The organism is Citrobacter sp. Awk 4 (assembly GCF_028069725.1).
Classification (GTDB): domain Bacteria; phylum Pseudomonadota; class Gammaproteobacteria; order Enterobacterales; family Enterobacteriaceae; genus Citrobacter_D.
In genome coordinates this window covers 32,764-53,197 of sequence record NZ_JANEWG010000016.1, presented here as the reverse complement: position 1 = coordinate 53,197, position 20,434 = coordinate 32,764, and the positions used below count along the sequence as shown (strand labels likewise).

Here is a 20,434-nt window from a genome sequence, read left to right as displayed (position 1 = left end):
AAGAGATATGCGCCCGAGAAAACGGATAACAACGATTATTTTTTGGTGAACTCAGCCAGATTATCTTTATCAACACCTACGTAAGGAACGCGAACAATTTTGTTCTCAATTTTCCAGTTGGTGCCATCAGCAGCGCCTTTGCCATCTGCCAGGTTTTTCGCCAGATCGAAGGTCGCTTTTGCCTGGTTGTTAGCATCGTTCAGCACGGTACCTGCCAGCGCGCCAGATTTCACCAGAGCCAGCGCTTCAGGCAATGCATCCACACCAAATACCGGTACGCTGGTCTTGTTGTGCGCTTTCAGGGCTTCAACAGCACCCATTGCCATGGCATCGTTGTTCGCAATAACCACTTCAATTTTGTTGGCGTTCGGACCGGACAACCAGGCATCCATTTTATCTTTCGCCTGAGCGGTATCCCACATTGCGGTATCTAACTGCAGCTGCTCGGTTTTGATGCCTTTATCGTTCAGCTCTTTAATAACGTAGGTGGTACGCGCTTCAGCATCCGGATGGCCTGGTTCGCCTTTCAGCAGAACAAACTGAATTTGGCCATCTTTGTTCAGATCCCAACCCTGATTCGCCTGCCAGTGTTTCGCAATCAGGTCGCCCTGAATAATTCCAGATTCTTTAGAGTCAGTGCCGACGTAATAGGCTTTGTCATAGCTGTCCAGCGCCTTACGGGAAGGTTCTTTGTTGAAGAAGACAACCGGGACATTCTGACCACGCGCTTTCTCAATCACTGTACCTGCCGCCGCCGGGTCAACCAGGTTGATTGCCAGCGCTTTCACACCTTTCGCCAGCAGAACGTCGATCTGGTCGTTTTGTTTAGACTGATCGTTCTGCGAGTCATTCATCAGCAGCTGTACGTCAGGTGCCGCTTTGGCATCTTGTTCGATAGCCTTACGTACCACGGACATAAAGTTATCGTCATATTTGTAGATCGTCACACCAATGCGGGTATCAGCAGCGTGCGCAGCCGCGCCGAATAACATGCTTGCCATCACAGCAGACAGAGTCAACACCTTCTTATTCATGGTATCTCCGGTTTTATTATGCAGGGTAGTACTTGAGAAAAATGCTCGGCAGGGCAGAACGTTAAATAAGTGTTACTGAATGCCGAAGCTCACTTTTAAAAAATCTTTCTTCCGTGCCCAGTAACGCTCTAAAACCAGGCTTTAATTTTGGTTTAAGGCGCTAATGCAGCGGTAAAACTGATTGCTCACCGTTACATAATAGTTACAGCGTTTCAAACGGTGCCATCATAGCCATCACATTGTTAAGATACTGTGAATTTACTCACACATTGAAAGCGGTTACATACAACGACATTTTTAGTTAGTGATCAGGGCCGCATTCTGTCGCAACGCCACGGAGTGCCGACGCACCAGAGTCGGCATAAAACAGTGCGTTGCCGACGCATCTAACATGCCAGAGGCGCCCTGTAACGCCAGTTCTGTTGCCATTTTGGCCATTGAAGCAATGGGATAACGCACCGTCGTCAGTTGCGGGTCGGTGTAACGTGCGATGGGAATATCATCAAAACCGATAATCGACAGATGCAGCGGGATGGCAATACCGTTGTCTTTCAACGCGGTCAGCGCACCGGCGGCCATGTTGTCATTGTAAGCAAACACGGCAGTGAGTTGCAGGTTACGTCCCAGAAGCTCAACCATTGCTGATTCACCCCCCGGCATATCAGGCGAACCTGTGCCAACCCAGCTCTCAGACGGGCTGATCCCTTGCTCTCTCAGTGCGGCTAACCACCCTTCTTTACGCATTGCATCATCTTCGATACGGTGGCTGGAGGCCAGATAGCCGATGCGTTGATGGCCATTATTAAGCAGCATCCGCGTGGCCATTTTTGCGCCGCTGATATTATCCAGACAGACGCAACGATGGGCGTAGCCGGGGATGAGGCGGTTGATCAGCACCATGCCGGGGATCTGATCCATAAATTCGCTCAGTTCCCGATCGCTTAGCGCTTTGGAGTGGACAATCAAGGCGTTGCAGCGTTGACGGATTAACACCTCAATGGCATGTCGTTCTTTTTCAGCCTCGTGATAACTGTTACCAATCAGCACATATTTCTGATGCTGCTGAGCCACCAAATCGACCGCTTTCACCAGTGCGCCAAAAAAAGCATCTGAAACATCCATCACCACAACACCGATGGTGTCGCTCACCTGCGTTGCCAACGCCTGCGCATTCGCATTAGGGCGATAACCCAGTGAACTGACTGCTTTCATGACTGCGTCACGCGTATCAGGACTCACCAACGTACTGTTATTCAGTACGCGCGAAACGGTCGCCACAGAGACGCCTGCCTGACGTGCCACATCACGGATGGTTATCATATTCACTACCCTGTTTTAAATTACCGTTGCTCACAGATACCCCTTTTGCAGGCGGCTATTTTGTCAGCGACGCGCGGAGGACTGCGTGAGTAAGGTCACAGGGTTGGAAACGGTTACATGCGTTTTGTTAATGAATGTGATCTAGATCGTTATCTGGATGTTCGAGATAGTGATGTCCCTGAAGCACGTAAGGTCAATTGCCGCCACAGCCATTCCACTGGCCCCTGGCGCCAGAAATGCAGCCAGATGACGGAGAAAAGCAGGTTCGCCAGCCACACGGGAACCACAAACAGCAACAGTTCCAGCCGGTCGAATTTCATAAACAAACCGAAATGATAAAACAGCGTGGTGCAGAAAAGCGTCTGCAAGAGGTAATTACTCAGCGCCATTCGTCCTACGCAGGCAATGGCGATAACCAGTTTGCTGCGGCTCAGTTGGGGCCAGAAGCCAAACATCAGCGCCGCGTACCCCAGCGTTTGAAACGGCGCGCTCAGCTCGCGCGGTGCCTGTAACAGAAAGCCGCACCAGCGCCAGGCCCAATCCAGCTGCCATTGCGCGACTATCGCAGGCAGATTAATCAGGACTCCAGTGACAATCAGAATGGCGCCAGTTCGGCGGTAGTGATGCAGGTTGTATTGACCTTTCAACCAGCCGCTGCGCATTAACGCCGCCCCCAGCAACATCATCCCCGCCAGTTGCCAGCCATACTGCGCTCCCAGCGCCAGCAAACTGTTCGACAACGCGTCAACGCGATTGCTGATGGCTTCCACTCCCCCGTTCAGCTTCCAGTATTTTTCATACAACAGCGCAGAAGCATCCGGGGTCCAGGCCCGGCTGATTTCATTGCCTGAGATCGTTCCCAGCAGCAGCAAAACACCAATCCCCGCCAGATAAAGCACGATGCCGGTGTTGAACAGGCTCTTCACAGATGGCGCGTCACGCACCAGTCGCCAACAAATCAGCCCAACAAGACCATAGGCCAGCAAAATGTCGCCATCCCAGAACAACAAGGCGTGAATAAATCCCAGCAACACCAGCAGCGTCAGACGTGACTGGATCCAGCGTTTACCGCGCGGCAGCAACATTTGCAGCCCTGCGCCGAACAGCAATGCAAAGAGTGTGAGAAATTTGGTCTGCGCAACGAGATCGAGGATTGCCCATGTCCAGGCATCCGAAGCGGTAATATCGCCGTACCAGGCAGGGTTGAGATAAGCGGCCTTTGGCAAACCAAAGGCGCTGATATTGAGTAGCAAAATACCCAGGATGGCAACGCCACGAACAAAATCCAGCGTGACATTACGCTCCATATTCTGGGCCTTAATCAGTTGTGGTGACGAACAGCGCGCAGGAACTCCTGGCGGGTATTCTGGCTGGATTTAAACAACCCGCCGAGCGAGGTGGTTGTCGTTGCGCTGGTCGCATCGCGAATTCCGCGCGCTTTCACGCAGTAATGCACTGCGTCAATCGACACCGCCACATTGTTAGTACCGAGTAATGTTTGCAGCGCCGTCAGAATTTGCTGGGTCAAACGCTCCTGAACCTGTGGGCGTTGGGCAAAAAACTGCACAATACGGTTAATTTTCGAGAGGCCAATCACCGACTCTTTCGGGATATATGCCACCGTCGCCTTCCCATCAATGGTCACGAAATGGTGTTCGCAGGTACTGGTCAGGGTGATGTCACGCACCGTTACCATTTCATCGACCTTCATTTTATTTTCAATGACGGTGATTTTAGGGAAGTTTGCGTAATCAAGGCCGGAGAAGATCTCATCGACATACATCTTAGCGATGCGGTGAGGCGTCTCCATCAGGCTGTCATCGCTCAAATCAAGATTCAATAGCTGCATGATCTCAGTCATGTGGCCTGAGATAAGACGTTTGCGCGTTTCGTTATCCATCTCATGTACGGGCGGGCGCAGCGGGGTTTCCAGACCACGCGCAACCAGCGCTTCATGAACCAGGGCCGCTTCTTTACTGAGTGATGACATTTCTTTTTCTCCTGCAGGTGTGGCGCCTCTGCCCTACATGGGACAAAGTTTTTAAGCTGTATGACAGCCCAAACATTGTGCGTGAGGCCGCGCACATAATCCAGTATTCGCAGTGATAATTATTGAAATTGACGCTGCCTTTCATCACCTGGATTTCACACGCCGCCCCTTGCCGGCAAACCTGATGGCTCACGATGCCTGAGTGTTAATGTAAAGTTGTGTAGATGATGAAGCATGTTAGCTAAATGCGGAAGTGAAAGTTACTCACAGCACTATGAATAATCTGTATTATGGGGAGTTCACAACGCACAACACAACAGGAGCCACGCATGGAAATGCTCGAAGAGCACCGCTGTTTTGAAGGCTGGCAGCAACGCTGGCGGCACAACGCCAGCACGCTGAATTGCGCGATGACATTCAGTATTTTTCTTCCCCCTCCCCGTGATACCGCGCCGCCTCCCGTGCTGTACTGGCTGTCAGGGTTAACCTGCAATGATGAAAACTTCACCACCAAAGCCGGTGCGCAGCGCATCGCGGCAGAACTGGGTATTGTGCTGGTCATGCCAGATACCAGCCCGCGTGGTGAACAGGTCGCCGATGATGAACATTACGATTTAGGCCAGGGCGCAGGGTTCTACCTGAATGCGACGCAGCAGCCCTGGGCCGCGCATTTTCGCATGTATGATTATCTGCGCGATGAACTTCCGGCACTGATCCAGTCGCAATTTAACGTCAGTAGCCGCTGCGCTATCAGCGGACATTCGATGGGCGGACATGGCGCGCTCATCATGGCGTTGAAAAATCCCGGTAAATACACCAGCGTTTCCGCTTTTGCACCCATTGTGAATCCGTGTCGCGTGCCGTGGGGAGAAAAAGCCTTTACCGCGTATTTGGGTGAAGAAAGAGCGCTGTGGGCAGAATGGGATAGCTGTGCGTTGATGTTGTCCAGCAAACCCGAGCACGCCATTCCAACCCTGGTGGATCAAGGCGATAACGATCAATTCCTCGCCGACCAGCTCCAGCCCGCAGTACTGGCGGAAGCGGCTCGCCAGACGGCGTGGCCAATGACACTGCGCATTCAACCCGGATACGATCATAGCTATTACTTCATTGCCTCTTTTATTGAGGATCATCTGCGGTTTCACGCGCAGCATTTGTTGACGTAATTTTGGAGGGCGCCAGCCCTCCTTCCCTCTCTACTCGCATATCTTCATTTTTCCTTCACATTTCCGCTTTATTTACACTTACCTATCTTATTGATTTAAAAGCATTCCAACTCAAATTCACACAAACACAAATGATTCCAATTATCATTTGTGTTTACAAAAAATCATTCTTTTGTACAATTCTCCCGCCTCATCTACGTAAAGAATACTTAAAAGACAAATACATACAGTCGTCGTGGATTTACACAGGACACGCAGTTTTTTATTCATTTAATGGAATGATACAAATGACCATACCTCACGTTAAGGCCGTTGCTGTCACAGTAAGCGTAGCCTGCCTCCCACCACTCGCCCAAGCTGCCGACCAGGACACCGTCGTTGTTACCGCGACGGGATTTGAGCAGAAGATTCAGAACGCCCCTGCCTCCATCTCTGTAATTACCAAACAGCAGATTGAGGATAAAGCCTACCGCGATGTCACCGATGCGCTAAAAGATGTTCCTGGCGTGGTAGTGACAGGTGGCGGGAGCAGTAGTGACATCAGTATCCGCGGCATGGCCTCGCAATACACGCTTTTCCTGGTCAACGGTAAACGCATCAGTACCCGCGGCACGCGACCGAACAGCGATAACGCCGGGATTGAACAAGGCTGGCTACCCCCACTGGAGTCGATTGAGCGGATTGAGGTGATTCGTGGACCGATGTCATCACTTTACGGTTCAGACGCGATGGGGGGCGTTATCAACGTGATCACCAAAAAAGTCTCTAATACCAAAGGCTGGACCGGTTCTCTGCATGGCGATGCCACCTTCCAGGAAAACAGTGATTCCGGCGATCTCTTCCAGACGAACGCCTATGCCTCGGGTCCGTTAATTGACGGACTGCTTGGCGCAAAAGTGACAGGGCTGCTGTCACGCCGCGCCGAAGATCAGATAGTCAATGGCTTTAATGAACAACGCCTGCGCAACGGCGGCCTGACACTTAACTTCACACCAGATGAAAAAAACGATGTTGATTTCGACATTGCGCGCGAATTGCAGGACCGCGACAGTACGCCGGGCATGTCAATGGCGGAAGTCACCTGCCGTGGCACCACCTGTAAACCCAACACCAAAAGCGAAAACCGCTACGAGCACACCACATACTCATTAACGCACAGCGGTTATTACGATGACTTCAACAGCACCAGCTACGTTCAGCAGGAAGAGACCAATAACCCGGGTCGCGAGATGAAGTCTTACAATACGATTTTCAACAACCAGAACCAGATATTCCTCGGCGCACATACTCTGACGCTGGGCGGGCAATACCGTTATGAAAAACTCCGCGATAACGGTAACCAGTTACAGGCGGCCGATGGTCTGAACAAATTGACGCGCTGGAGTTGGGCGCTGTTTGCTGAAGATGAGTGGGCGATCACCGACACCTTCACCCTGACCGGCGGTCTGCGCATGGATAAAGATGAAAACTACGGCGACAACTGGACGCCACGCGGCTACGGTGTCTGGCATCTGACGGAACAGTGGACGGTGAAAGGTGGCGTCTCTGCGGGCTACCGCGCTCCCGACCTGCGCCAGTCTTCAGCAAGCTGGGGACAAGTCACGGGTGGCGGTCGTCTGAATGGCATCATTGTGGGCAACCCGGATCTGAAACCCGAAAAAAGCCTGAGCGAAGAAATTGCCCTGCTATGGGATAACGGCGACAACCTCAATGCCGGCATCACCCTGTTTAACACCGATTTTAAAGACAAAATCACCGAAGTTCGCCGCTGCAACAGCAGCGCCGATCCTGCCTGTACAATCGGCGATGAAACCTATGACTTCGTCAGCGATCGTGTCAACGTTGATGAAGCAAACATGCGCGGCGTGGAATCGACATTTGGCTGGAAGGTCACTTCCGATCTGAGCTGGACAGCGAACTATACCTGGACCGATTCTGAGCAGAAAAGTGGCCAGTTCTCGGGCAAGCCATTGAACAAGATGCCAAAACACATGTTCAACACCACCCTGGACTGGCAGGCTACGCAGGATGTCGGTTTCTGGAGCCGCCTGAACTTCCGCGGTAAAACCTCTGAATACCTGAGCCGTACGTCGATGTCGCAGGGAACGCCTTCTTATACGCAGGTTGATGTGGGCATGCGCTACAACGCCAACAAGAATCTGCTGGTGACCGCCGGCGTTTACAACGCGCTGGATAAACAGATTGATTACGACACCTACGACACAATCCTCGATGGTCGTCGTTATACGGTAGGTTTAACGTACAGCTTCTGAGTTCAGTGCAACAAAAAACCCCGACATCTCTGCCGGGGTTTTCTTATTCATCGTTGTCGAATGGCAGCGCAAATGCCAAATCCTGCCGACAACCGATTCATATTACTTCTTGACGCGTTTCGGGAATTGCATTTCGCTGTAACGAACGAAGCGCGTACCCCGGGTCAGTTTGTAGCCGAACCAGATAATCAGGAACAACGGAATACCGATATAGGTCGCCATCACGCCGCCCCAGTCAATGGTGTCTTGCAGGAACGCTTCGTAGTTCTGGCCCAGAGTAATCGTCAGACACAACACGAACGCAAAGATCGGCCCCAGCGGGAAGAAACCTGAACGATACGGTAAGTCCTTAATATCATGACCCTGCATCACATAACCGCGACGGAAGCGGTAGTGACTGATGGCGATCCCCAGCCAGGCGATAAAGCCCGTCATCCCGGACGTGTTCAGCAGCCACAGGTAGACAGTCTGGTTGCCAAACATAGAGGTCAGGAAGCACAGACCCGCAATCACGGTGGTTGCATACAGCGCATTACGCGGTACCCCACCACGAGACAGCTTCGCGAAAATACGCGGCGCTTTGCCATCACAGGCCAGGGTATACAGCATACGGGTAGAGGCATACATCCCGGAGTTACCCGCCGACAGTACCGCCGTCAGGATTACTGCGTTCATTACCGCAGCGGCAGAGAGCAGACCCGCGTGCTGGAATACCAGCGTGAACGGACTCACGGAGATATCTTTTACATCATTACGCAGCAGACTCGGGTCAGTGTACGGAATGATCAGGCTGATGATCAGGATGGCGAACACATAGAACAGCAGGATACGCCAGAACACCTGACGCACCGCGCGCGGAATGTTCTTCTCCGGATCTTCAGACTCACCCGCCGCAATACCAATCAGCTCGGTGCCCTGGAAAGAGAAGCCGACGATCATCGCCACACCTATCATCGCCGCAAAACCACCGGCAAATGGTGCATCGCCCGTTGTCCAGTTACTCCAGCCTACCGGCTGCGCGCCTTTGAAGATGCCGAAGATCATCATCACGCCAACCACGATAAAGATAATCACGGTGGTGACTTTGATCAGCGAAAACCAATATTCCGCCTCACCAAATCCGCGCACAGAAATGTAGTTCAGCAAGAAAATAACGCCCAGGAACAGCGCACTCCAGATCCAGCCTGGCGTGTCCGGGAACCACCAACTCATCACCAGTTGCGCCGCCACAAGGTCAACGGCGATCGTCACGGCCCAGTTGTACCAATAGTTCCAGCCCAGCGCGAAGCCAAAGCCTTCTTCTACATAGTTCTGACCGTAGGTTGCAAACGAACCGGAAACCGGCATATAAGCAGCCAGTTCACCGAGACTGGTCATCAGGAAATACACCATCAGGCCAATCAGAATGTAGGAAAACAGCGCGCCACCTGGGCCTGCTGCAGAAATCGTTGCACCAGATGCAACGAACAAACCTGTACCGATGGAACCACCAATGGCGATCATCGTCAGGTGGCGCGCCTTAAGTTCGCGACGTAACGCGGGCGCTTCTGTGGTTTTAATTTCGGAAACCATGTGAAAATGCTGTCCATCCAAAAAATGAGGGGCGATTGTAGCAGACGAATACCATTCCTTCCGGCACAAATACGCTGTTATAAGAGACCTTCATGACTGGCCGTGGATTATAAGTAAAGCAGAGAATTCAGGATGTGCAGGCGCAGGACTGAAAGGATCGCGCCTCCCGGATAACGCTGTTAGTTTAGGATAGAGATATACGGAGCGACCACCGGGTTTGGCATCCCTCCGGGAACCCAATCCCGGTGTTTCCCCTCATTCATTGACTTAAGTGAGCGGTGTTAGCCTCCAGGGCACAATCCCGGAAGGCTGCTCGCCTTATCAGATTGACTCGCTGTAACGCAAAAAGCGCAGCAAAGCGTTGGAAAGGTGTTTTTGACGATGATGGATGCGCCACAGCGTGCGCACCAGGCTGGGCAGCGGTACGGAAACTTCGCTCAGCGTCCCTGCCTGCAACTGTTCTTCAATGACTCTACGTGAAAGGCAGCTGATCCCAAGACCGTGACGCACAGCATGCTTGATCGCCTCGGAATTACCCAACTCCATCGCCATCTGGAATCTCGGTAGATGCGACAACAGTAAGTAATCGACAATTTCCCGTGTACCCGAACCGCGCTCACGCAGGATCCAGGGCGCGGCCGCCAGTTGCGCCAGCGTCACCGGTCCCTGAACTAACGGAGATGTTGGCGCGGCAAACACCACCAGTTCATCTTCCAGCCACGGTTCAGAGATAATTTCTGTGCTGTGGCAAGGTCCCTCAATAAGACCAATGTCCACGCGAAAATCCAGTACCGCATTGATAACGTCCAGGCTGTTGCCGACGCTCAGTTCCAGCGGCAAATCGGGGTAATCCTGTCGATAGCGGGCAATCACCGCCGGTAAAATGTAGTTGCCAATGGTGCTGCTGGCGTACACGCGGATGGCGCCATTGTCTTCGCGAAACAGTTGCTCAATTTCGACGGTCTGCTCGAGCAACGCCAACGCTCGGGGGTATAACAGACGCCCATGCTCGTTAACCACCAGCCGCTTCCCGACCCGGTCAAAGAGCTGAACGCCAAGCTGGCCTTCCAGATCGGTCAGCGCTGCGCTCACGGCAGACTGCGACAACGACAACATCACGGATGCCTGGGTTGTCGAACCGCTTTTCAGTACTTCGGTAAAGACTTCAAGTTGTCGCAGCGTAATGTGCATCGTCGTTTTCCCCTGACAGCGCCTGCTTACCACTTATAATGATTAATTATAAATATATAATCAATTTTATTTTTAAACCAGTTCGCCGTATTCTTTCCTCCAACTAAAGGAGGCGGTTATGACAGAACTCACCTTACAGAATCATCGTCGTACAGTGTGGCATTTTCTTCCAGGGCTTGCCCTGAGCGCAGTAATCACTGGGGCTGCCCTGTGGGGTGGTTCCATTCCCGCCATCGGGGGCGCCGGATTTAGCGCCCTCACCCTGGCCATTTTGCTGGGGATGGTTATCGGTAATACGGTCTACCCGCAGATCTGGAAGCAGTGCGATGGCGGCGTATTGTTTGCCAAACAACATTTATTGCGTCTGGGGATCATTCTCTACGGCTTTCGCCTGACCTTTTCGCAAATTGCTGATGTCGGCGTCAGCGGCATTGTGATCGACGTATTGACGCTCTCCAGCACCTTTATGCTGGCCTGTTTTCTGGGGCAGAAAGTCTTTGGACTGGATCGCCACACCAGTTGGCTGATTGGCGCCGGGAGCAGCATTTGCGGAGCCGCCGCCGTACTGGCGACTGAACCGGTCGTTAAAGCTGAAGCCAGTAAAGTCACGGTAGCCGTTGCAACCGTCGTTATCTTCGGCACACTGGCTATCTTTCTTTATCCGGCGATGTATCCGCTGCTGGCGCACTGGTTCAGCCCGGAGACGTACGGTATCTATATCGGTTCGACCATGCATGAAGTTGCGCAGGTGGTTGCGGCAGGACACGCGATTAACCCGGATGCCGAAAACGCGGCGGTCATTGCGAAAATGCTCCGTGTGATGATGCTGGCTCCATTCCTTATTCTGCTGGCTGCCCGTGTGAAACAACTGTCACCCGCCAGCGGTTCGGAAAAAAGCAAAATCACCATTCCGTGGTTTGCCGTTCTGTTCATTGTGGTTGCCATCTTTAACTCATTCCACCTGTTACCGCAGGCGGTAGTGAACATGCTGGTAACACTGGACACCATTCTGCTGGCAATGGCGATGGCGGCACTGGGTCTGACCACTCACGTCAGCGCATTGAAGAAAGCAGGTGCGAAACCGTTACTGATGGCACTGGTACTTTTCATCTGGTTAATCGTCGGCGGTGGCATGATAAACGTCGTGATTCATAGCCTGATGGCATAAACCACTACATCCTCCCCCTGTTAACCCGCTATCATTGGGGAATGCTTTTTCTCCCATGTGGGGTTAACAGGAGTCTTTCATGAAATATATTGGAGCGCACGTCAGCGCCGCTGGCGGTCTGGCAAATGCCGCGATTCGCGCCGCTGAAATCGAGGCGACGGCATTTGCGCTTTTCACTAAAAATCAGCGTCAATGGCGCGCTGCACCGCTCAGCACCGAAACCATTGATGACTTTAAAGCCGCCTGCGAGAAATACCACTTTTCCTCTGCGCAAATCCTCCCGCACGACAGTTATCTGATCAACCTCGGCCACCCGGTCAGCGAAGCGCTGGAAAAATCACGCGATGCTTTTCTTGATGAAATGCAACGTTGCGAGTTGCTTGGACTCTCGCTGCTGAACTTCCACCCAGGCAGCCACCTGATGCAGATCCCGGAAGACGAGTGTCTGGCGCGCATTGCAGAATCCATCAATATTACTCTGTCACAAACAGAGGGCGTCACCGCGGTAATTGAGAATACGGCAGGCCAGGGCAGCAATCTTGGCTTTAAGTTTGAACATCTGGCCGCCATCATTGATGGCGTGGAAGACAAGTCGCGCGTTGGCGTTTGTATTGATACCTGCCACGCTTTCGCCGCAGGCTACGATCTGCGCAGCGCCGCCGAGTGCGAGAAGACGTTTGCGGAGTTTGAACGCATTGTCGGGTTTAAATACCTGCGCGGAATGCATCTGAATGACGCCAAAAGCACTTTCGGCAGCCGCGTCGACCGCCACCACAGTTTAGGCGAAGGCAACATTGGCCACGATGCTTTCCGTTGGATCATGCAAGACAATCGTTTTGATGGTATTCCACTGGTTCTCGAAACCATCAATCCCGACATTTGGGCGCAAGAGATTGCCTGGCTGAAAGCACAACAGACTGAAAAGGCGGTGGCGTAGTCGCCATCAGCGGGTAAATCATAAAAAAGGGCAGAGAAATCTCTGCCCTTTTTATGCGAGTGTTATGGAAAAATCAGGCGGCTTTCGCGGTAACCTCTGTTTCCGGACGCTTCAGGAAAGCATATCCCAGACCGGCCACCAGCGTACCGGCAACGATAGCCATCAGGTATCCCAGCACTGGCGTAATTGCTCCAGGAATCAGCAGAACAAACAGGCCGCCGTGCGGTGCCATTAGTTTCGCGCCTACCGCCATAGAGATAGCGCCAGTCAATGCGCCACCGACGATACAGCATGGCAGAACACGCATCGGATCGCGCGCGGCGAATGGAATCGCACCTTCAGTGATAAAGCACAGCCCCAACACTAACGCCGCTTTTCCCCCTTCACGCTGCGCCGTATCGAACTTGCTACGCGCAACCAGCGTCGCCAGACCCAGCGCCAGCGGTGGAACCATCCCTGCCGCCATAATCGCCGCCATCGGTGCATAGGTTTGCGTACTGAGCAGGCCAACACCAAACGCGTAGGCCGCTTTGTTAACCGGACCGCCCATATCGGTACACATCATGCCGCCCAGAATTGCGCCCAGCAGCACTGCGTTCGCTGTCCCCATTGTTTGCAGCCAATGAGTCAACCCTTCCAGAATACCGGCAACAGGTTTACCGATGAGGTAGATCATCGCCAGACCGACAACCAGACTGGAAATTAATGGAATGATCAGGATGGGTTTCAGCGCTTCCATGCTCTGCGGAAGCTTCAGCCTGGTGCTAATCAGTTTCGCAATATAACCCGCAAGGAAACCAGCAATTATCCCACCAATAAAGCCGGAACCGGTACTCACGGCCAGCATACCGCCGATAAGGCCTGGCGTCAGACCCGGACGATCTGCAATTGAGAAGGCGATGTATCCAGCAAGAACCGGCACCATCAGCGCGAAAGCCGAGCCGCCGCCAATCTGCATCAGCGCCGCAGCCAGCGTTCCTTGCTCTTTAAATGCCTCGATACCAAATGCGAAGGACAACGCAATACACAATCCCCCCGCAACAACCATTGGCAGCATATAAGACACGCCAGTCAGCAGGTGACGATAGGCCCCCGCCCCCTCTTTCTTGCCTTCCGATCCCGCCGCCTGTGTGTTCCCTGCTGGCTGATACGGCACCGCCTCAACGACCGCTTTATCCAGTTCTTGCGCTGTTTTTTTCAGTGCCAGACCGGTTGAGGTACGGTACATCGGTTTTCCCGCAAACTTCGCCAGGTCAACTTCAATATCCGCTGCCACAATCACCAGATCCGCCTGCGCCACCTCTTCCGGGGTGATAGCATTACCAGCGCCAACAGAACCACGGGTTTCAACTTTAACCCACCACCCGCGTTTTTTCGCTTCAGTTTCAATGGCTTCTGCCGCCATAAACGTATGGGCGACGCCTGTCGGACACGCAGTGACCGCCACAACCCGTTTCGGACCGCTGGCGACAAGCGCAGGAGCTGCTGTTACCGGCGCGCTGTAGGGTTTGGCATGACCTTTCGCTTCGCTCAGAAACAGTTCCGGATGTGAGACAGCGCGTGCGATATCACCCAACCAGACTTTTTTACCGTTTAGCGAACTGTCATTTGGAACGGTTTCTCCTAAGATAATGGCCAGCTCGGCATCATTCGGATTGTCGATAATTTCCAGTTTTGCTTTACGTGCCGCTGCTCCGAGCAGGGTTTTCGCCATATAAGCGCGAGCCTGGCCAAGATTAGCGTCAATAATCAGCAGCGTTTTCATTCTGCTTCTCCTGCTGTCAATTAAACGGTTGTAAATCGACCCTCGCCATCATTGCGGCCAACTGAGGACGATCGGTGATGCCCACGTTGCTTTGACTTACGGCCAGGGCAGCAACCGCTGTCGCCAGACGCAACGTATGTTCACTGGACTCGCGCATCAGCAGGCCATAAATCAGACCGCCAACCATCGAATCCCCCGCGCCAACGGTACTCACCACCTCGACAGACGGCGGTTTGGCGATCCACTCACCTGACGCATTTACCCACAACGCGCCTTCCGCCCCCAACGAAATCACCACGTGGGCGATCCCTTGTTCGCGCAGGGCGTGTGCCGCGTCGATAACATCTTTCATCTCGGGTAACTTACGACCAGCCCAAATCTCCAGCTCACGACGGTTGGGTTTTACCAACCAGGGAGCCGCTTTCAGCCCGGCGACTAATGCTTCACGACTACTATCAAAGATAATGCATGGACACTGACTACGCAGGCGCGTCATCCAGTCAGTGAATGCTTCAGGGCTGACGCCGGATGGCAGGCTGCCGCTGACGCAAACCATGTCAAACTGACCCAACCAACTTAGCGAATCATTAACGAAACGTTCCCAGTCTGTTGGCGTCACTTCAAAACCGGAGAAGTTGAAATCGGTCACTTCTCCGTCTTTTTCGGTCAATTTGACGTTAATACGGGTACGGCCCTGCACCACCTGGAAACGGTTGGCAATGCCCAGTTCGCTGAACAATTGCTGAAAGCCGTCCTGGTTATCCTTGCCCAGGAAACCGCCGACCGTGACATCGATACCTAAATCTTTCAACACCTTGGCGACATTGATGCCTTTACCCGCCGCATGCAGGCCAGTGGTCTTCACAAGGTTAACTTCACCCCGTTCAATTTCCGGGCAAAAACCCACCAGGTCGTAAGCCGGATTCAGGGTGATGGTAGCAACACGTCTGCTCATTATGCGCCCTCCCCAAGACCTGCCGCGATGGCATCGCCAATCGCTTTCAGCGCCTGTTCAGCATCAGCCCCCTGGGCGGTAAAACGCAGGCGGTGGCCTTTCTTCACGCCCAACGCAACCACTTTCATCAAACTGCGTCCATTCGCCGGTTTTCCGGTTCCATCAAGATTTGTCACGGTAATTTCACTATTAAATTGTTTAATGGTATTGACTAACAGGGTACCGGGACGGGCATGCAAGCCATGCTCATTGCGCACGACAAACTCCGCGTTCAGCACATCATCAGTCAATGTTTCATCGCTGGTCAGCAGCGCCAGCACGGTTGCGGCGTCTGCTTTCAGCAATCGGTCAGCTTTGTTGTCCAACAGCAGATCGCCAAGACGCTTAAGGACCGCGACAGGCTGATCGTCATTCATCGCGACAGTCACCAGCATGGATGCCGCTTCGCCCTGCACCTCAAATCCTCGGATTGCACGACTGACGGCGATAGCGCTACGCACATTGCCTGTTGCGCTGTCATTCAACCAGATCCCCTGGCCCAGGTTCATGGGGTGCTCGTTAATCGCGTTTGCGACAAATGCCGCATCCACCGACCCTGTTTCTTTCAGACGTGCCGCGTTGAGCGCCTGTAGCGTCAACAGATCGCGGGCCTCGACATCCAGCATCAGGGTTTCGTTATCAAGTTTGAGCTGCTCACTCTGCTTTTCTCCCATCAGCAATGCGCGCAGCTCATCCGCCGTCGTGGCTGATTTCAGCTGTTCAGCCACGGAATCATCGCTTAGAACATGCGTCAGTTGACGCAGCAGCCCGAGATGTTCATCGGAGCTGGCGGCAATACCTATCGCCACATAAGCGACCTGCCCCTCTCCCCAAGTCACACCCTGCGGAAACTGAAACACCTGAACACCGGTTTTCAACACCTGATCGCGTGTATCCGTAGTGCCGTGCGGGATAGCAATCCCATTGCCGAGGAAGGTGGATGTCTGTAGCTCACGCGCCAGCATGCCGGCAACGTAACCCTCCGCCACATTGCCCGCCTGCACTAATGCCGCAGCAACCTGGCGAATGGCCTCGTCTTTGTTTCCGGCTTGCTTGCCCGGATGAATATCCTGAACAGATAACTGGAACATGGTTCTCCTCTCTTGCTGAATTGAAACGATTCAGCCATTATGAGAAAAAAGACGCTGATCTGGTTTATCACGAGAACAAGACAGCGCTGAAACGTTTCAATTAGTCTTGCTCTTTCTGCGTCAACACGCAAGTAATGTGAGATTTTTAGTGATAAAAGTTAGATATAAACCACATTTCCTTGTCCCAGCCAGACGTTTTGCTGACGCAACGCATGCAGTAACACCTTCACTTCAGCAGCGTCAGCAGTGGAAATAAAAAGAGTGAAATGCCATTTTGATTTTTCGTGGCGATTTTGATTTAGGTATCTGTTTATTTTTTAACGAGCAGCGTAAACTCCGCGTCACTTCACATTATTGATATAAAAACATGCATAACACCCCCGTTGCCGCCACACCGAAAACGTTTGATCTGACGTCGTGGGCGTTCCTGCTCGTCGCGTTTCTCACCGGTATCGCCGGTGCGTTACAGACACCAACGCTCAGCCTCTTTCTGACTGACGAAGTTCATGCCCGTCCGGCAATGGTCGGTTTCTTTTTTACCGGGAGTGCAGTGATCGGCATTCTGGTCAGTCAGTTTCTGGCGGGGCGTTCAGATAAGAAAGGCGATCGCAAAAGTTTGATCGTTTTTTGCTGTGTACTGGGGATGCTGGCCTGTGTGCTGTTCGCCTGGAACCGTAACTACTTTATTCTGCTGTTTATCGGCGTTTTCCTCAGCAGTTTTGGTTCGACCGCCAACCCGCAAATGTTCGCTCTTGCCCGCGAACATGCCGACAGGACCGGCCGTGAAGCCGTGATGTTCAGTTCCATATTACGCGCGCAGGTTTCGCTGGCGTGGGTAATAGGTCCACCGCTGGCCTATGCGCTGGCGATGGGATTCAGCTTCACTGTCATGTACCTGAGCGCGGCGGTGGCGTTTATCGTCTGTGGCGTGATGGTATGGCTGTTTTTGCCTTCCATGCGCAAAGAGGCGCCTCTTGGGAGCGGCACCCTGGAAGCCCCCCGCCGTAATCGTCGCGATACGCTGCTGCTTTTTATTATTTGCACATTAATGTGGGGCACCAACAGTCTCTATATCATTAATATGCCACTGTTTATCATCAACGAATTGCATCTGCCTGAGAAGCTGGCAGGTATCATGATGGGCACCGCTGCGGGGTTAGAAATCCCGACAATGCTAATTGCAGGCTATTTTGCAAAACGACTGGGCAAACGTCTGCTGATGCGTATTGCTATCGTTGCAGGGTTTTGTTTTTACGCAGGGATGTTGCTGGCGCACTCTCCTGCAGTGTTGCTCGGTTTGCAATTGCTGAACGCCATTTATATCGGGATATTGGGTGGGATCGGCATGCTCTATTTTCAGGATTTAATGCCGGGCCAGGCGGGGTCAGCCACAACGCTCTACACCAATACGATCCGTGTCGGCTGGATTATTGCCGGTTCTCTGGCAGGCATTGCAGCAGAAATCTGGAGTTTTCATTCCGTCTTTTGGTTCGCCCTGGTGATGATCGTCGTCACAATGGGCTGTCTGTTGCGGATTAAAGATGTTTAAGGTGCCGTAAGCGCTTCCAGCGTGATCAGAAACGTCATCGCCTGCTGTGCAGACTGTCCACACATTTCGGCACTGGGTTGTAATCCCGCGCAGACTTTGGGGCGCAGCGGAGAAGCAAAAATCTTACAGCGCAGACGCTCGTCAAGCTGGATACAGGGGGTGTTCGCTGGCTTGCCGTCAGGCATGCCAGGGATGGGGCTGGAAATCGAAGGGGCCGTGCAACAGGCTCCGCAATCCGGACGGCATTCCATACTGTTTTCTCTTTTATTCACCACCGGATCGAAGGCAACGCACAGTATCACCTTTTTTGCACCAGCAAAAGTGTGAATTCCGCTTGCCTGAATGACCGGGCGCGAGTAGTTTGACGCGATATTTTTGACATTCTTCACAACAGGATTTTTTCAATGCCAAGAGCGAACGAAATTAAAAAAGGTATGGTACTGAATTACAATGGCAAGCTGCTGATTGTAAAAGATATTGATATTCAGTCTCCTTCCGCCCGCGGTGCTGCAACACTGTACAAGATGCGTTTTTCCGATGTCCGTACTGGCTTGAAAGTCGAAGAGCGCTTCAAGGGCGACGACATCGTGGATACCGTAACCCTGAGCCGTCGCGGCGTTGATTTCTCTTACGTCGATGGCAACGAATACGTGTTCATGGATAAAGAAGACTATACCCCGTATACCTTCACCAAAGATCAGATTGAAGAAGAACTGCTGTTCATCCCGGAAGGCGGTATGCCAGATATGCAGGTTCTGACCTGGGATGGACAACTGCTGGCGCTTGAACTGCCGCAGACGGTGGATCTGGAAATTGTTGAAACAGCACCTGGCATCAAAGGCGCTTCAGCAAGTGCCCGCAACAAACCCGCGACGCTGAGCACGGGTCTGGTGATTCAGGTTCCTGAATACCTGAGCGCCGGAGAAAAAATCCGCATCCATATTGAAGAACGTCGTTATATGGGTCGTGCTGACTGAGTCAGCAGCACCATAAATGCAAAAAAGGGACGGCGCATTCAGCACCGTCCCTTTTTTATTATTGATTTACAGCAGATCGCGGAATTGCGTTTGTTTCAACGCCAGCTCAACCCCGCGAACCTCAGCCAGCCCTTTCAGACGGCCAATCGCGGAATAACCCGGGTTGGTTTTCTTGTGCAGATCGTCAAGCATCTGATGCCCATGATCCGGGCGCATCGGAATGGGACGCAGATCGCCCGCTTTCTTACGACGCTGTTCTTCCGTCAGGATCGCCGCGACCACGGCCACCATATCGACATCACCCTGCAGGTGCGCGCCTTCATGGAAGGTTTTCGGATTCTCTTCGCGGCACGTGGAGCGCAGGTGGGTAAAATGAATACGATCGCCGAAGGTTTCAATCATTTTCACCAGGTCGTTGTCAGCACGCACACCGTAAGAGCCGGTGCACATCGTAAAGCCGTTGTGAATGCTGTCAACAGTCTCTTTCAACCACTGCATGTCTTCAATGGTAGACACGATACGCGGCAAACCCAGGATCGGGCGCGGCGGATCGTCCGGATGCACCGCCAGGCGCACACCAGCCTCTTCCGCAACCGGTACGATTGCGCGCAGGAATACCGCCATATTGTCACGCAGATCGTCTTTGCTGATGCCATCATATTCCGCCAGGCGTGCGCGGAACTGGTCCAGCGTGTAGCCTTCTTCAGCGCCCGGTAAACCGGCGATAATATTACGCGTCAGCTTCTCAACATCGGCTGCGGTCATGGCATTGAAGTACGCCAGCGCCTGACGCTGCTCTTCTTCTGTATAATCGGCCAACGCACCTTCACGTTTCAGAATGTGCAGTTCAAACGCAGCAAAAGCGATCTGATCGAAGCGCAGCGCTTTAGAGCCATCTGGCAACTGATACTCAAGGTCAGTACGCGTCCAGTCGAGGATCGGCATGAAGTTGTAGCACACGGTATCAATCCCGCATGTCGCCAGATTACGGATACTCTGCTGATAGTTTGCAATCCACGTCTGGTACTGCCCGGAGCGGGTTTTGATATCTTCGTGCACCGGAATACTTTCCACCACAGACCAGGTCAATCCTTTCTCCGCCAGAATCGCCTGACGCTTTTGAATTTCTTCGACTGGCCACACTTCACCATTCGGAATGTGGTGCAATGCGGTCACAACACCCGTTGCGCCAGCCTGACGCACATCATCAAGAGATACCGGATCGTTAGGCCCGTACCAACGCCAGGTTTGTTCCATTGCTTCACCTCACAAGTTGTTATACCAAATTAATTTACCAGAATGACGACTACCATACATGCATCTCACCAATGATCAATGCAACCCCTATCATTGATTGATCCAGCTCACATTCTACGGACAAATACGGCATACCAATTTAATTTGTTG

Annotated in this window: 17 protein-coding genes; 6 read left to right on the top strand and 11 right to left on the bottom strand. The window is 52.7% G+C overall.

The window, feature by feature from the left end; translation table 11 throughout:
• Positions 1-35: 35 nt before the first annotated feature.
• The 4 genes from mglB to folE form a co-directional block, all read right to left on the bottom strand.
• Complete coding sequence (gene mglB, locus NNO04_RS09035; protein ID WP_271444366.1) at positions 36-1,034, bottom strand: galactose/glucose ABC transporter substrate-binding protein MglB; 999 nt, start codon at positions 1,032-1,034, stop codon at positions 36-38.
• A 297-nt stretch (positions 1,035-1,331) separates the two neighbouring features.
• Entirely contained in the window at positions 1,332-2,354 is a 1,023-nt protein-coding gene (galS, locus tag NNO04_RS09030) for an HTH-type transcriptional regulator GalS (RefSeq protein ID WP_271444365.1), read from the bottom strand.
• Positions 2,355-2,503: 149 nt separating this feature from the next.
• Complete coding sequence (gene yeiB / locus NNO04_RS09025) at positions 2,504-3,661, bottom strand: DUF418 domain-containing protein YeiB (protein ID WP_271444364.1); 1,158 nt, start codon at positions 3,659-3,661, stop codon at positions 2,504-2,506.
• A 14-nt stretch (positions 3,662-3,675) separates the two neighbouring features.
• Entirely contained in the window at positions 3,676-4,344 is a 669-nt protein-coding gene (gene folE / locus NNO04_RS09020; RefSeq protein WP_043000121.1) for a GTP cyclohydrolase I FolE, read from the bottom strand.
• 329 nt (positions 4,345-4,673) lie between these two features.
• On the opposite strand from folE, the gene fghA reads away from it, so the two are divergent.
• Together fghA and NNO04_RS09010 are read left to right on the top strand one after the other, a co-directional pair.
• A complete protein-coding gene (gene fghA, locus NNO04_RS09015; protein WP_271444363.1) occupies positions 4,674-5,510 on the top strand; it encodes an S-formylglutathione hydrolase in 837 nt (278 codons plus the stop codon).
• 287 nt (positions 5,511-5,797) lie between these two features.
• Entirely contained in the window at positions 5,798-7,783 is a 1,986-nt protein-coding gene (locus tag NNO04_RS09010) for a ligand-gated channel protein (protein WP_271444362.1), read from the top strand.
• Between the two features lie 102 nt (positions 7,784-7,885).
• On the opposite strand, the gene lysP is transcribed toward NNO04_RS09010, so the two are convergent.
• A complete protein-coding gene (gene lysP, locus NNO04_RS09005) occupies positions 7,886-9,355 on the bottom strand; it encodes a lysine-specific permease (protein WP_271444361.1) in 1,470 nt (489 codons plus the stop codon).
• A 321-nt stretch (positions 9,356-9,676) separates the two neighbouring features.
• Positions 9,677-10,546, bottom strand: coding sequence for a DNA-binding transcriptional regulator YeiE (gene yieE, locus NNO04_RS09000; protein ID WP_271444360.1), 870 nt, complete (start codon positions 10,544-10,546; stop codon positions 9,677-9,679).
• A 118-nt stretch (positions 10,547-10,664) separates the two neighbouring features.
• Between yieE and NNO04_RS08995 the strand changes: the two genes are divergently transcribed.
• Entirely contained in the window at positions 10,665-11,714 is a 1,050-nt protein-coding gene (locus tag NNO04_RS08995; protein ID WP_271444359.1) for a YeiH family protein, read from the top strand.
• A 79-nt stretch (positions 11,715-11,793) separates the two neighbouring features.
• Complete coding sequence (nfo, locus tag NNO04_RS08990) at positions 11,794-12,651, top strand: deoxyribonuclease IV (RefSeq protein ID WP_271444358.1); 858 nt, start codon at positions 11,794-11,796, stop codon at positions 12,649-12,651.
• Between the two features lie 73 nt (positions 12,652-12,724).
• On the opposite strand, the gene fruA is transcribed toward nfo, so the two are convergent.
• Genes fruA through fruB form a run of 3 tightly spaced genes read right to left on the bottom strand, consistent with a single transcriptional unit; the run spans position 12,725 to position 16,501 of the window.
• Positions 12,725-14,416, bottom strand: coding sequence for a PTS fructose transporter subunit IIBC (gene fruA / locus NNO04_RS08985; RefSeq protein ID WP_271444357.1), 1,692 nt, complete (start codon positions 14,414-14,416; stop codon positions 12,725-12,727).
• 16 nt (positions 14,417-14,432) lie between these two features.
• Positions 14,433-15,371 (bottom strand): 1-phosphofructokinase, encoded by a 939-nt coding sequence (fruK, locus tag NNO04_RS08980; RefSeq protein WP_192612813.1) that lies wholly within the window; start codon positions 15,369-15,371, stop codon positions 14,433-14,435.
• Positions 15,371-16,501 carry a fused PTS fructose transporter subunit IIA/HPr protein gene (fruB, locus tag NNO04_RS08975; RefSeq protein ID WP_271444356.1) on the bottom strand — a complete coding sequence of 377 codons (1,131 nt, stop codon included), beginning with the start codon at positions 16,499-16,501 and terminating at the stop codon, positions 15,371-15,373. Before fruB ends, fruK begins: the two co-directional genes overlap by 1 nt.
• Positions 16,502-16,868: 367 nt before the next feature.
• On the opposite strand from fruB, the gene setB reads away from it, so the two are divergent.
• On the top strand, positions 16,869-18,050 hold the full coding sequence (gene setB / locus NNO04_RS08970; RefSeq protein ID WP_271444355.1) for a sugar efflux transporter SetB: 1,182 nt from the start codon (positions 16,869-16,871) through the stop codon (positions 18,048-18,050).
• Here setB and NNO04_RS08965 read toward each other — a convergent pair.
• Complete coding sequence (locus tag NNO04_RS08965; protein WP_271444396.1) at positions 18,047-18,301, bottom strand: YkgJ family cysteine cluster protein; 255 nt, start codon at positions 18,299-18,301, stop codon at positions 18,047-18,049. The genes setB and NNO04_RS08965 overlap by 4 nt on opposite strands.
• 153 nt (positions 18,302-18,454) lie before the next feature.
• On the opposite strand from NNO04_RS08965, the gene yeiP reads away from it, so the two are divergent.
• On the top strand, positions 18,455-19,027 hold the full coding sequence (yeiP, locus tag NNO04_RS08960) for an elongation factor P-like protein YeiP (RefSeq protein WP_271440077.1): 573 nt from the start codon (positions 18,455-18,457) through the stop codon (positions 19,025-19,027).
• Between the two features lie 66 nt (positions 19,028-19,093).
• Here yeiP and uxuA read toward each other — a convergent pair whose 3' ends face one another.
• Positions 19,094-20,284: a mannonate dehydratase gene (gene uxuA, locus NNO04_RS08955; protein ID WP_271444354.1), complete on the bottom strand. Its 1,191-nt coding sequence runs from the start codon at positions 20,282-20,284 to the stop codon at positions 19,094-19,096.
• Between the last annotated feature and the right edge of the window lie 150 nt (positions 20,285-20,434).